This is a genomic window from Alcanivorax sp. (genome assembly GCF_002726155.1).
Taxonomy (GTDB): domain Bacteria; phylum Pseudomonadota; class Gammaproteobacteria; order Pseudomonadales; family Alcanivoracaceae; genus Alcanivorax.
On record NZ_PBSH01000042.1, the window covers coordinates 60,895 to 73,877 of the forward strand.

Below are 12,983 nucleotides of genomic sequence, written 5' to 3' on the forward strand. Positions count from 1 at the left end.
TCAATAAAGAAAGAAAAAGGAAGCAGCTATGACCCTCATCAACGCAAACGATATCGGCAAAGCCCTGACCGTGGGGGAAGTGGCAGACCGGAGCGGGGTTGCGGTATCCGCCCTGCACTTTTATGAAACCAAGGGATTGATCCAGAGCTGGCGCAGCAGTGGCAACCAGCGCCGCTACCACCGTGATGTACTGCGTCGTGTCGCCGTGATCAAGGTCGCCCAGCGTATTGGCATTCCCCTGGCCGAAATCGCCGACGCCATGGCCAGCCTGCCCGACGGCCGCACGCCTACCGCCCGTGACTGGAAACGGCTATCCGCTCGCTGGCAGGAGCAACTGGATGCCCGCATTCACGCCCTGACCCAGTTACGTGATCAACTGAGCGACTGTATCGGTTGTGGGTGTTTGTCGATCAAGGCCTGTCGACTGCGAAATCCCTATGACTCACTCTCCGAACAAGGCACCGGGGCTCAGCTTCTTGAGGATGAACAAACGCCCTGACTCTGCGAATTTTCATGCCATTTCAGTGAACGATCTGCCGTAACAACACTCTGTCACCCTAGCCTGCGACTTTTGTCGGCATTCATTTTGCAGGCCGTGACGTGGCAGAATAGGGGCCCCATTTCTCTACTGGACACGGCATCTGAGCCCCGGATACATCACGCTCAACCCTTATCAACCGCAATCAGGAGGCAGTATGAACGAGAACACCGTAACCGTTATCCCCGGTGACGGAATCGGACCGGATATCGTCGATTCCACGGTACGGGTACTGGACGCACTGGATTGCGGTCTCAAGTTTGAGTATGCCATCGCAGGGCAGACCGCTCTGGATCAGGGCCTGGAGCTGGTGCCGGAAGAGACCCTCGCCGTGCTCAAGCGCAACCGGTTGGCCCTGAAAGGCCCTATCACCACCCCGGTGGGCGGCGGCTTCACATCCGTGAACGTCACCCTGCGCAAAACCTTCGACCTGTTCGCCAACGTGCGCCCGGCCCTGTCCATTCCCGGAGTGAAGTCCCGCTACGACAATGTGGACATCATGACCATTCGGGAAAATATCGAGGGCATCTATTCCGGGCTGGGGCAAACCGTCAGCGACGACGGCGAAACCGCCGAACTACGCAGCCGCATCACTCGCACCGAGTCCGAGCGCCTGCTGCGCTTCGCCTACGACACCGCCACCAAACAGGGGCGCCAGAAAGTCACCGTGGTGCACAAGGCCAACATCATGAAGTCCACGTCCGGGCTGTTTCTGGATGTGGCTCGAAAGGTGCGCGAGGACTACCCGAATCTGGAGCATGAGGAAATGATCGTGGACGCCTGCGCCATGCAGCTGGCCATGAACCCCCACCGCTTCGATGTACTGGTTACCACCAACCTGTTCGGCGACATCCTTTCTGACCTGTGTGCCGGCCTCATCGGCGGGCTGGGCGTGGCCCCCGGGGCCAACATTGGTGAACACGGCGGGCTGTTCGAAGCCGTCCACGGCAGCGCACCGGACATCGCCGGCAAGGGCGTGGCCAACCCCACCGCCATCATGCTCGCTGGCGCCATGATGCTCGATTACATGGAACAACACGACAAGGCTAAAAGACTGCGCCGCACCGTGCGCCACGTGGTAGGCCAAGGAGAAATCGTCACCCCGGATCTGGGCGGACGCGCCAGCACCACAGAGTTTACTGATGAGCTGATTCGCCACCTCACTAACCAATAGCGGTTATCAAACAGAGTACTCGCTCGGTTGCCGGGATCGGCGGCAACCGGGTTATCGCTCAAACGTCACCAGCACGCTTTCGAGCGCGCTCAGCCCTGAAAGTCTTCCAGCTATGCTATCAATGCGCCTATTTGGCCAAATCATACCTATACGCCTGACAGGCCTGCCCAGCGTATCGCACCCTCCCGCATTTTGATCTGCCAAGGCTTAACCCCCTTTAAGCTCAATGATCAGAATGTTCTGTCCTCCGGACGGAACCCACGCATCTGCCCGACTGAAAAATCCTTCCTCACGAAATCACGCTTGAAGTCCTGATGTTTGCGTAAAACACCTGAGACAGGATCATCATGACATTCGCAATCCGAATTCACGCCAATGGTGTACTTAAAGTAATCAGACTCTTCGCTACTAAAATAAGATTGCCATTCATTTTTAATATGAGAGCGCCCACCATCAAGCACACAATCTCTTGTCGCCTTATAATTGAAGCTTACTTTTCTCGACTCAAAAAATTTTTTATTTTCATAGCTATATGCGTAGCCGACGGCCTCGCAATGCAGATTGTACGTTTCGGCATTTGCCAAAACTGACACACCAAGCAAACCGGAAATTAGAAAATATTTCTTCATTTTTTTACCTTAAAGGGCGGATTTCAATCCCATAAGTGGATGCTTATACCGCCTTCCATCATGATTAAAACCTGAATTCTAAATGCTCGCCCTTTCTGCCACATCCCCCAAATAAGGGATGCAGCCATCAAAACACCGGAATACAAAACGGGCTCAACCTAGAAGCCTCACAACAACAGAGAGAACAAAAGAAACCCAGGAAACAGGGACTACATCAGCGCCTCTACACACATATAATTTTCTTGCCTAACCCCAGTTACTCAACCATTTTGAACTGGCCACCCGTGGACAAACAGGCCTGCTTCACCTGCTCTGGCTCGGAGCCATAAAGGTAATCACGTGTCTCCGTGTCCCCTGCCGGGCTCTGGTGACTGCAAATTGCCTGACGGGTCGCGCTGTCGCAGCTAGAAACCAATTTATTTCGACCTTGGGAGCACTGGGCCTTGAACTGCTCGCTCTTGGCGCGGCTGAAAAGGGTGTAGTCAACGCAGATAAAGTTACCCGGGTCGTAGCAACTGAATTCAAATACCCCTTTATCATCATCACCAATCGACGAGCCAGCCGCCCCGCCCCCCTGGGCAACCTGTCGATTCATTGCATCCATGTTCTTGCCATCGCCACCGGCCATCACATCGGCAGCAAAGGCACTTCCAATATCCATTTTGGCGGTATCTGAAATACCCGATGAACCAATCACTGCTGCGCCCCCAGCGAGTGCAACAAACTTTCCGAATCCATCACCGCTGTTTTCTTTTTTCTCGATGCCGTCGTCGATCAACTTTCCGTTGTCGTATATTTCCGTGAACTCCCCTGTTCTACCACCCAACTGGGCCCGTCTGCGCACCGTAAATGGGCCCTGACGTTTGCCGGCCAAGTATGTTCCAGCGTAGCTTTCACTGTTCTCGGCAACGTTCGCGTAATCACCGTATCCCTTACCGTTTAATTTTCCCTCTTCCCAGTAGCCCACGCTCAAGCTTGTCACGCCATTCGTCCACGCTCCTGCTCCATTCAACTCATCCTCAACATGCTGGCCAATCCGCACATACCAGACCGCTCCTGCCTCTGTAGTACCGGATACCTGTTTGGCTGCAAACCCGTTCAGCTTCGAGTATTTGAATTCACCCATGGACTTGACGATCATGGCGTTAGTGTAGCCCCAAATAACAACACCAAACCCGTGCATTTCCGCCCGGCCATTAAAATCACCGTATCGATGCCACTGAAAACCATCTTCACGGGTTTCTGTGCTTAACAGGCGGGCAATACCTGCCTTGCCGGGAACATCTCCAAGCTGGATAACCTGACTGCCATTTTCCAAAGGCATGCCAAACACGCCCTCGACCATTACACCTTGATCAAATCGACCCACAAACTGCGCGTTATTTTTTTCATCAACCGCTTTCCCAACCCCATGTGCAAGCCCGCCAACACACTCCCCTTTAATAAAATTCCAATCGAACTGATCCGCTGCCACCTCTGTATTCACAACATAAGCGCCGGCATCCACCAAGGCACATTCCGTCTCATAACCGATATGGGGGTAACGAGCTGTCACAACCGCATCATAGCCTTCACGAACAAGGCTGATCGCCTCCATCATTGCTGGCTTGCTGAAACGATCCTGAAAATTACTGATGATGGCGTCGTTACGCGAATCGAAGGCATAAGGGTCGCCCCAAGACCTTTCTGCCATGGCAATAACCCGGATTTTTCCATAAAGGTCTTTTAGTTCCGGCTCATTAATATAGGGATTGGGGCCCTGAGCTTGCAGTTTAGAAACAAGATTCCCGTGATATGACAACGCACAACCCCCCAATAGCAGCGGCACGATTAGCATCAGGATTACGGCAATGGATTTGGACATCATTTCCCCCGGCAGCAGACAAGAGCTGCCCCGCACCAAAGGTACGAAGCCTCTACCAAAAACATAGCAAAACGCGAAGGTCTATTGCATACCCCAACTTAGGTATTCACCCCACACACGGACATTGCGCAGGGCAAAGGCGCCATTGCGGCACCCGACTGAGGCGCCAACCGATTTTTTGATGGCGCTCGCGACAATCCGGATGGCTCTAAAAGAAAACGTTGCCACACCCAAACCATAAATTGCATATCAGGAAACTAATCGTCGAATGTAACGTTCACTCCTTTCGACCGAGCGCAGGCACGCAAGTCACTCAGATTTGGATCCCGAATCCTCTTTGTCGGTCGCACGCGGCCATACGCCTGATAAAGCAAGTGCCAATTTTTTGACTCAGCCGGGGTGGATGAATACCTGGTTTTGACGTGGCCGTTACTGCCTGTCGTATCAAACCGCTCATCCAGGCACGTGGCCACATGATGAATCGCCATTCCACTATCGGCCTTGTATTTATACTTCCCTGAATACCAGACGATACGCTGGGTGTCTGAATAATAATTCTTTTTCAGATCAGCATTACATTTTGTACACACATAGTAATACTGAACCACTCCATCATATTGACCTTTAAATACCAGCGCCTCTGCCTCTTCGCTGGTAAGGGTCATAGATTTACGCAGCAATTTCGACTTTCGATTATTCTTCAATTCAACTTTTAACGTGGAATCAACGTCCAACCGGGAAAAATCAAACCAGTTATTGACCTTCCAGACATATGCCCCATTTCTATTCCCGCCCTTAAAACCAGTCAGGCGCCGGCGATCAACCGACCTGCCATCGGCAAAGAGCTGAAAATAGAGAGCGCCCTGCGAGTCGGTATAATTCCTTTTTACCAATTCCACGGTCTTGGTCCCTGCAAGCTCAGCCGGTAAATCCTTTTCCTCTCTCTCCCATTCATAAACCTTGTAACAGGTTTTTTTGAAGTCCTTTTTCAATCCATCATCAAAGGTTGCGAAAAGGGCCGGAAAAACAGTCAACGTTCCAAAAAGGCATCTTGCAGGGCTATAGCGATACGGACCATACCTTTTGTAAGACACCTGCTTTCGAACAACAAACTGTTCTTTCTCCTGGGCATACACTTCAACAGGGTCAACATAGATATCCAGATCCCCTTCGGAAACGACGTAATTCCCACGTAGCTCATAGCGTAAAAATTTCGGATCAGAAACCGCATCACCAAGATACCGCTCTTTCTCATAAACGGAATCCTTCATGTAGCTTTCACGGTTTTCATTAATTGTTCCGCAGCCTGACAAAGCGAAAGCCCACAGACCCAGAAAAAACGAACACACTCTCATGTTGCCCACCATTACCCCCTGTAACGCCAACGAATGATATTTACGCGCCAACCATCTTCCCCACGCATCTCAGCGACAGCATCAAGGAGAGCACCTTCAGCTTGCTGCCGATCAGATGATCGATAACACGCCACACCCCCATCTACCCCCCAATACGCATACACATATTTTCCGAAAGCTCGCCTTACTTCCGGATTCCCGCAGCTCATGCCGGCTTTGGCAAGACGCCAGTTAAATAGTCAGATATTCAGCCACCTCAGCGCATCCCCCAAATGAGGGATGCAGGAGCGCTAATTCTGAGATGCGAACAAAGGGAGGGGGGAGAGGCAGGTTACCGCTTGCTATTTCAGTGCTTCTGCGCGCGCGGCACGATCGGTCAGGGTTGCTGGCTGATTGCCCTCTGGCTGCCAGCCCTGCAGATTATCTTCAATCAGTTGTGTCAGGGCATCCAGATGGACAGGCTCTGCATTCATGGCAGAGATATAGGCAAAAGATTCACCACCGGCCTGCTCAAAGTAGCCCCGGTTCTCCTCATCGATTTCCTCTACCGTCTCCAGGCAGTCTGCGGAGAAGCCGGGACAGAAGACCTGTACCGATTTCACTCCCTGCCCGGGCAGGGCTTTCAAGGTGGCATCCGTGTAGGGCTGCAGCCATTCTTCCCGCCCGAAGCGAGACTGGAACGTCGTCATCCATTGATCATCCGCAAGCCCCAGTGCTTCAGCCAGTAACCGGGAGGTCTTGTGGCACTCGCAAAAGTACGGATCGCCCTTGAGCAGAAAGCGCTTGGGCACACCGTGGTAGCTAAAGATAAGCTTGTCTGCGCTGCCATGTGCTTCCCGGTAGGCACGAATATGTTCTGCCATGGCCTGAATGTACGGCGCAAAGTCCGGGTAGTGGCTGACGAACCGCAAGTCAGGCAGCCAACGTCGCTGCATGAAATCCCGTGCCAGCGCATCGAAGGTGGACGCGTTGGTGGAGGCCGAGTACTGCGGATACAGAGGCAGCACCAGCAGCTGACGTACGCCATCATCTTCCATTGCCTGCAACTGACTGGCGATGGACGGGTTGCCATAGCGCATGGCAAGGCGTACCACTACGCCGTCTCCGTATTTCTGCTGCAGCCGATCCCGAATACCATCCGCCTGGTCCTGACTGTGCACCAGAAGCGGTGAGCCTCTTTCTGTCCACACCCCTTTATAGGCCTCGGCAGAACGGCGCGGGCGAATCACCAGAATGACCAGGTTGAGGATGAAGAACCAGACGAAGCGGGGAATTTCCACCACTCGAGTATCGGACAGGAATTCGCGAAGGTAGCGGCGCAAGGCCCCGGTTTCCGGCGCATCCGGGGTGCCCAGATTGGTGATCAATACACCGATTTTGCGGGGCTGGCGATGATCAAAGTTTTCTTGTCCCTGATAGGCCATCAAAAGTCTCGCGCGGTTGCCGTTCTGGTAAAAGGAGCGTCGCCCCGGGAAGCACCATGCCTGCCAGGGAACCTCTGAAAAGCCGAGCAGGTAAGGCGCTTTTCAGAGATTCCTAGTGTAGCGGCATTGCGTCAGGACGCCATGCCCTCGGCGCTATAACTGTTATAGGAAAAGGTTTACTCCGGCAACGCCCCTTCATGGCGAGCCAGCTCCTCACGGAAGTCATCAGGGATCGGTGCCGACGCCTGTTTTTCATGATTGAAGTAAACCTGCACCGCCCGGCCCCGGGCGACCAGGGCACCGTTCTGCCAGGCCTGCTGGGTAACCACAAAAGAGCTGTTGCCAATGCGCTCAATGCCGGTGCGCAGGGTCACGTCGCTGCCGTAGTATATCTGGGCAACAAAATCGACCTCGACTCGGGCGAGGATCAACGGCAGGGATGCGGGATTGCCCCCTCTGCCAAAAAGCACGAACAACGGTGCGCGGCCCGTTTCGAACCAGCCGGTAACAACCGTATTGTTCACATGGCCAAACGCATCGGTTTCATAAAAGCGGGGGGTAACGGTTTGTTCAAACATGACAAGGGTCCGGTGGGTAAAACGGGCCTGCCATGATACCCATGGCGCCGCACAAGTCGAATCCTGCCGGCATGCCCCCCTGTGCTCACACCGCTACGGTGATCACTTACCCTGCAGGTGGTCCAGATCCGCTCGCAGCTTTTTAACGGTATCCTCTCGGGTGTACTTCTCCACCTGAAGCTGCTCCACCTGGGACATCAAGGCCTGCACGTCACCACTGAGCCGCTCCATGGGCTCTCCCATACCGCTGGACTGGCCAGCACTGTCCTCTTCCAGCGCTTTCAGCTCCTCATCCTTGGCCTCCAGCTGCATCCGCCCGCGTCGCAACCGGTCGGCGGTCTCGGTGAGGGCTCTCTGCTCGTCAAGCAGCTGGCGGCGCAGACGCTCCAGCATGGCCTGATAGGCCTCACTGCCCACGCCAATCTGCTGCCAGTCTGCAAAACGGTCGCGCAGCAGCGATACCGGCAGGCCCGGCGGCAGATCCGTGAGCGGCAGACTCACATGCGCCCGGGAGGACGCCTCCCCCAGCGGCCCCTCTACCCGCGCCACCGCAGGCAACGTCACTTGCTCTCCCGCCCGAGGGCCCGGCGTCACCACCAGTTCACGGGCGTCCGCGTCGGCATAGCGGACCAGCTGCAAATCTTCCTGCAGCACGAGGGCAACGTTGAATTGATAGGTCGTGGTCGGGCTGTCTTTGTCCGTGCGCTTTTGTTGCTCCTCCTCCAGAACCAGCGATTCAACCTGCCAAACCCCCAGATTGTTATCCTGCAAGGTCCGCTGAACCTGCTGCTCGAGGTAATCATGGCTGGCATTGTTGCTACAGCCTGCACTGAAAAGCGCCGCCATCACGATGGCCGCCCCCCCCGCCAGGGTCGTTTTTGTTTTCATAATCCCCTCTCTGTCTTGCCTCTCCTTTCTAATACGCGCCTTTTTGCCCAATTTTTCAACCCCGGATGGACCGCCGGGCGGGACTGCCTTTTGCCCGGCAAGCCGGTACAATGCCGCCTCTTTCTTCCCGCCGCCTGCTGATAACCCCCGCAGCCGGCGATGGCGCGCCCCGGCCGCCCTCTCGTTACAGGACAGTCTTTTGATCTCTACCGCGAACATCACCATGCAGTTCGGCGCCAAGCCGCTGTTTGAAAACGTCTCCGTCAAATTCGGCAACGGCAACCGTTACGGCCTGATCGGCGCCAACGGCTGCGGCAAATCCACCTTCATGAAAATTCTCGGCGGCGAGCTGCAGCCCAGCAATGGCCAGGTGATGCTGGATCCCAATGATCGCCTTGGCAAGCTGCGCCAGGATCAGTTCGCCTTCGAGGAGCACACGGTGTTGGACACCGTGATCATGGGGCATAGCGAACTGGCCACGGTGAAGGCCGAACGCGACCGCATCTACAGCCTGCCGGAAATGAGCGAAGAAGACGGCATGCGCGTGGCGGAGCTGGAAATGCAATTCGCGGAGATGGACGGCTACACCGCCGAGGCCCGCGCCGGCGACCTGCTTCTGGGGCTGGGCATTCCTGAAGAGCAGCACGCCGGCCCGATGACCGCCGTGGCTCCCGGCTGGAAACTGCGCGTCCTGCTTGCCCAGGCTCTGTTCTCCGACCCGGACGTGCTGCTGCTGGATGAGCCCACCAACCATCTGGATATCCACACCATTCGCTGGCTGGAAGATATCCTGGTGGCCCGCTCCAGCACCATGATCATCATTTCCCACGACCGTCACTTCCTGAACAGCGTATGCACTCACATGGCGGATCTGGATTACGGAGAACTACGCCTGTTCCCGGGTAACTACGACGAGTACATGACTGCCGCCACCGCGGCCCGTGACCGTCTGTATGCGGACAACGCCAAGAAGAAAAAGGAAATCGCTGATCTGCAGAGCTTTGTCAGCCGCTTCTCGGCCAACGCGTCCAAGGCCAAGCAGGCCACCAGCCGCGCTAAGCAGATAGACAAAATCCAGCTGGAAGAGGTCAAACCCTCCAGCCGGATCAGCCCGTACATCCGCTTCGAACAGACCAAGAAACTGCATCGCCAGGCGGTTACCCTGGAAGGGCTGGGCAAACATTATGACGACCTGACCCTGTTCCAGGACCTGAGCCTGCAAGTGGAAGCCGGCGAACGGGTCGCCATCATTGGCCCCAACGGCATCGGCAAGACTACCTTGTTGCGCTGTCTGGCTGGCGATCTCACCCCGGATAACGGCACGGTAAAATGGGCGGAAGCGGCGGAGCTGGGTTACTTTGCCCAGGATCACAGCCACGACTTTGAGCAGGACATGATCCTGTTCGACTGGATGGCGCAATGGACCAGCGATGGTGAACAGGCAGTCCGTGCAGCGCTGGGCCGCATGCTGTTTTCCAATGACGAAGTGCTGAAATCCGTGAAGGTGATTTCCGGTGGTGAGCAGGGCCGCATGCTGTTCGGCAAGCTGACTCTGACGCAACCCAATGTGCTGTTACTGGATGAGCCCACCAATCACCTGGACATGGAATCCATTGAAGCGCTGAACCTGGCACTGGAAAATTACCCGGGCACATTGTTCTTTGTCAGCCACGACCGGGAGTTCGTCAGCTCGCTGGCTACTCGCATCCTGGAAATCACCCCCGAAGGCGTTCGTGACTTCAGTGGGAATTACGACGACTATCTGCGGAGCATTGAGGCTGACGCCTGAAACTAATGCGTAGACGGGGTCTGTAGGAGTTCCCTTCCAGGGGACGAATCGCGCGCAGCGCGACCATCGCCGACAAGTGATTTAAAAGGCCCTTTGCTATTCAGCACACAGGCTAGCGTTAAGCGCTTTCGAATATGAACAAGCGCCGGATTCGTCCCCTGGAAGGGAACTCCTACAGCGGCTTCGAATCTGGTGACGAGCACAAGGATAACTCCATGACTGACCTCGACCAGACCACCCGCACAGAAATGGAAGCCGCCGCGTTTCGCCGTCTGCTCCAGCATCTGGATGAACACAAGGACGTGCAGAATATCGACCTGATGATCCTGGCGGATTTTTGCCGTAATTGTCTGGCCAAGTGGCTGATGGAAGCGGCCACCGAACAAGACGTGGAATTGGACTATGATGCCGCCCGGGAGTATGTCTACGGCATGCCATTCCCTGAGTGGAAAGCGCTCTACCAGAAGCCTGCCAGCGAAGCACAGCTGGCGGCCTTTGAGGCCAGGCAGGCGGCAAAAAAAGGCTGAGCGCCGACAGAATACCGCCCAACACCCTCGATTCTTGTGGGAAGTGTGATGCCTGAATCACGAACAACGGCGGCGTGACAAGCCTCTTCGCGATGCACGCATCTCCACCCACCGTGGAACCGAAATGATGCAAAAAGGCGGCCCGCAGGCCGCCTTCATTCTTTGCGCTTTTAGTGCCGCGCTTTATTCGTTGAAAACACTCTGCACTTCATAGATTGCCGTGGTGCCACTCACTTCATTCCCCACTACCAGCAACGCCTTGCCATTGGCTGAATCCGCCGCCGGAATGAACACCAATCCTTCCGGCCCCAGGTCGCCATACCCTTCCAGGTTGCCCGCATCCGGGTCCACACCCCAGGTTTCGCGGCTGTTCAGGTAATCCTGGTAGACCGGCGCCATCGGGTCGGTAATGTCATACACCAGCACTCCGCCCATGCGCTCCAGCCCCAGGAACAGGAAATGCTTGTCGCCGATTTGACCGATGGTCAGCCCTTCCGGTTCCGGCCCCTTGGCATCACTGCGGCTATCCATGGCATCGCCTTCATCGTGACCGCTGTTGAAGTAGTCGGCACAATCGATTGAGCGATCGGAGCCCAGCTTGCAATCGTCGCTGGCCAGGAACTGCTCAATGGCGTCACCACTATCAAACACCAGATCACCCGCCTCATCACGAATGGAGAAGGAACGGCCACCATAGCTGTACAAGGTGTCATACATGATGCGATCACCGGCAACCGCATCTTCTGCGCCGGCGTCGTCGTACATTTTCGGGGAGCCATCTGCGTTGGTTTTATACCCCAACGTCCAGGTGATGTTCAGCCGGCCGAGAACGTCATCTTCCCGGCAATCACCGGAATCGCCCGCTTCAGCACCGCAGTAACCGAAAACCGCAGGGTCCAGCAAAGCCCCATCGGCCAGCTCGCTCAACTGAGGCGGCAGGTCATCACCACAGCGGCGCGCGAAACCGCTATTGTGCACTAGGTGTTTCACCCGAAACTCTTCAACAAAACCCTGGCTGGCATCCGGTGTACAGGCTACCGGCGGCACCGCATCTTCATCCGCCTCTTCGCCCCAGTAGGCATCATTGTCCTCGCCCCAGGCACGGGCATCACCTTCGTTGGCGGTCACCAGGTAGGTCTTGCCGTTAACGGTATAGCCATGGATGGAATCTGGCAGATACAGCCCCACCACCCCGGCAAAGGTCTTGATGTTGATCACGCCATCCTCATCGCTGGCGTCGATTCCATTACCAGCGACGCTACGATCCGTCTCGCCCAGGGTAACGATGTCAGTCACTGATGCGGTCGCAATATCGATGATTGCCAGTGCATTGTTCTCTTGCAGGGTGACCCAGGCGGTCGTGCCATCAGCGGAGACCGCAATATATTCCGGCTCCAGATCCTGGGATGCAGAAGCGCCTGGCCCATAAATTCGCACCCCCTGACTACGCAGGGCATCTTCTTCACCGTTATAGTCAGTGAAATCTGCCGTGCTCACCACCGGGTTAGCCGGATCACTGAAATCCACGATGCTGATGGAACCGTCCGGGTCCGTCTGGTAATCATCGCTGGGCTCGCCCTCATTGGCGGTGAGCACGCGGGTTCCGTCCGGGGTAAACGCCACCATGTCTGGCTGGGCACCCACTTCCTCACTCCCCAACAGGGTCAGGTCACTGGCCTGATACAGCGCCACAAAACCGTTATCGGTTTTCGGGTCGGCCTCAATGGCCACCGCCACCAGACCATGGCTGGCCGCAACGCTGTTCACTTCCGCGCCTGCCGCAATGCCTGCGGCACTGATCGCATCGATCTTGACCGGGTTCTCCGGGTCACTCAGATCCAGTACATCCAGCTCCCCCTGCTCCGCATTCACCACAAACAGGCGCTTGCTCGCCGCATCATAGGCCGGGATCTCGGCGGCGGAAGCATCAAAACTGCCCGTGGAATAACGGCTGACATAGGACAACCGGATGCTGTCCGGTGTGCGCACCGCTTCATCGACCACGCCATCAGACTCATTGCTGTCGCCACCACAGGCACTCAGCGTCGCGGCCAGAATCACACCGGCCCCCAGATACAAATGCTTCATCGGTTTCCCCTGTTATGTGGATATTCCCCAAACGGATTGCTCACAGGGTTTTACAGGGCGAGGATGAAGCCAGTACGACAACGAAATGACGGCCTGATGACAGGCCCATAGATCACCACAGACAGCATA

At 55.8% G+C, this 12,983-nt stretch carries 11 protein-coding genes; 4 read left to right on the forward strand and 7 right to left on the reverse strand.

The window, feature by feature from the left end; all coding sequences use genetic code 11:
- Nucleotides 1-28: 28 nt before the first annotated feature.
- Together soxR and CL546_RS13555 are read left to right on the forward strand one after the other, a co-directional pair.
- Entirely contained in the window at nt 29-499 is a 471-nt protein-coding gene (gene soxR / locus CL546_RS13550; RefSeq protein WP_290495858.1) for a redox-sensitive transcriptional activator SoxR, read from the forward strand.
- Nucleotides 500-695: 196 nt separating this feature from the next.
- On the forward strand, nt 696-1,712 hold the full coding sequence (locus tag CL546_RS13555; protein ID WP_290495860.1) for an isocitrate dehydrogenase: 1,017 nt from the start codon (nt 696-698) through the stop codon (nt 1,710-1,712).
- Nucleotides 1,713-1,942: 230 nt separating this feature from the next.
- Here the strand turns inward: CL546_RS13555 and CL546_RS13560 are convergent, their stop codons facing one another.
- The 6 genes from CL546_RS13560 to CL546_RS13585 form a co-directional block, all read right to left on the reverse strand.
- The gene (locus CL546_RS13560) at nt 1,943-2,341 is read right to left on the reverse strand and encodes a hypothetical protein (protein WP_290495862.1); all 399 of its coding nucleotides are present in this window, start codon (nt 2,339-2,341) and stop codon (nt 1,943-1,945) included.
- Nucleotides 2,342-2,597: 256 nt separating this feature from the next.
- The gene (locus CL546_RS13565; protein ID WP_290495864.1) at nt 2,598-4,205 is read right to left on the reverse strand and encodes a hypothetical protein; all 1,608 of its coding nucleotides are present in this window, start codon (nt 4,203-4,205) and stop codon (nt 2,598-2,600) included.
- A 257-nt stretch (nt 4,206-4,462) separates the two neighbouring features.
- Entirely contained in the window at nt 4,463-5,611 is a 1,149-nt protein-coding gene (locus CL546_RS13570) for a lipocalin-like domain-containing protein (RefSeq protein ID WP_290495866.1), read from the reverse strand.
- Between the two features lie 290 nt (nt 5,612-5,901).
- The gene (gene hemH, locus CL546_RS13575) at nt 5,902-6,984 is read right to left on the reverse strand and encodes a ferrochelatase (protein WP_290495868.1); all 1,083 of its coding nucleotides are present in this window, start codon (nt 6,982-6,984) and stop codon (nt 5,902-5,904) included.
- Nucleotides 6,985-7,160: 176 nt separating this feature from the next.
- A complete protein-coding gene (locus CL546_RS13580; RefSeq protein ID WP_290495870.1) occupies nt 7,161-7,562 on the reverse strand; it encodes an acyl-CoA thioesterase in 402 nt (133 codons plus the stop codon).
- Nucleotides 7,563-7,664: 102 nt separating this feature from the next.
- Nucleotides 7,665-8,450, reverse strand: a complete 786-nt coding sequence (locus CL546_RS13585; protein WP_290495872.1) for a hypothetical protein — start codon at nt 8,448-8,450, stop codon at nt 7,665-7,667.
- A gap of 199 nt (nt 8,451-8,649) precedes the next feature.
- Between CL546_RS13585 and CL546_RS13590 the strand changes: the two genes are divergently transcribed.
- Together CL546_RS13590 and CL546_RS13595 are read left to right on the forward strand one after the other, a co-directional pair.
- Nucleotides 8,650-10,239, forward strand: a complete 1,590-nt coding sequence (locus tag CL546_RS13590) for an ABC-F family ATPase (protein WP_290495874.1) — start codon at nt 8,650-8,652, stop codon at nt 10,237-10,239.
- Nucleotides 10,240-10,454: 215 nt separating this feature from the next.
- Nucleotides 10,455-10,766 (forward strand): DUF1244 domain-containing protein, encoded by a 312-nt coding sequence (locus CL546_RS13595; RefSeq protein WP_290495876.1) that lies wholly within the window; start codon nt 10,455-10,457, stop codon nt 10,764-10,766.
- Nucleotides 10,767-10,949: 183 nt separating this feature from the next.
- Here CL546_RS13595 and CL546_RS13600 read toward each other — a convergent pair whose 3' ends face one another.
- Complete coding sequence (locus CL546_RS13600) at nt 10,950-12,854, reverse strand: choice-of-anchor I family protein (RefSeq protein ID WP_290495878.1); 1,905 nt, start codon at nt 12,852-12,854, stop codon at nt 10,950-10,952.
- Nucleotides 12,855-12,983: the final 129 nt, after the last annotated feature.

Bases quoted from the DNA above. Each gene is read 5' to 3' on its own strand.
- soxR (WP_290495858.1), top strand. From the start codon at position 29: ATGACCCTCATCAACGCAAACGATATCGGCAAAGCCCTGACCGTGGGG.
- CL546_RS13555 (WP_290495860.1), top strand. From the start codon at position 696: ATGAACGAGAACACCGTAACCGTTATCCCCGGTGACGGAATCGGACCG.
- CL546_RS13560 (WP_290495862.1), bottom strand. From the start codon at position 2,341: ATGAAGAAATATTTTCTAATTTCCGGTTTGCTTGGTGTGTCAGTTTTG.
- CL546_RS13565 (WP_290495864.1), bottom strand. From the start codon at position 4,205: ATGTCCAAATCCATTGCCGTAATCCTGATGCTAATCGTGCCGCTGCTA.
- hemH (WP_290495868.1), bottom strand. From the start codon at position 6,984: ATGGCCTATCAGGGACAAGAAAACTTTGATCATCGCCAGCCCCGCAAA.
- CL546_RS13580 (WP_290495870.1), bottom strand. From the start codon at position 7,562: ATGTTTGAACAAACCGTTACCCCCCGCTTTTATGAAACCGATGCGTTT.
- CL546_RS13585 (WP_290495872.1), bottom strand. From the start codon at position 8,450: ATGAAAACAAAAACGACCCTGGCGGGGGGGGCGGCCATCGTGATGGCG.
- CL546_RS13595 (WP_290495876.1), top strand. From the start codon at position 10,455: ATGACTGACCTCGACCAGACCACCCGCACAGAAATGGAAGCCGCCGCG.
- CL546_RS13600 (WP_290495878.1), bottom strand. From the start codon at position 12,854: ATGAAGCATTTGTATCTGGGGGCCGGTGTGATTCTGGCCGCGACGCTG.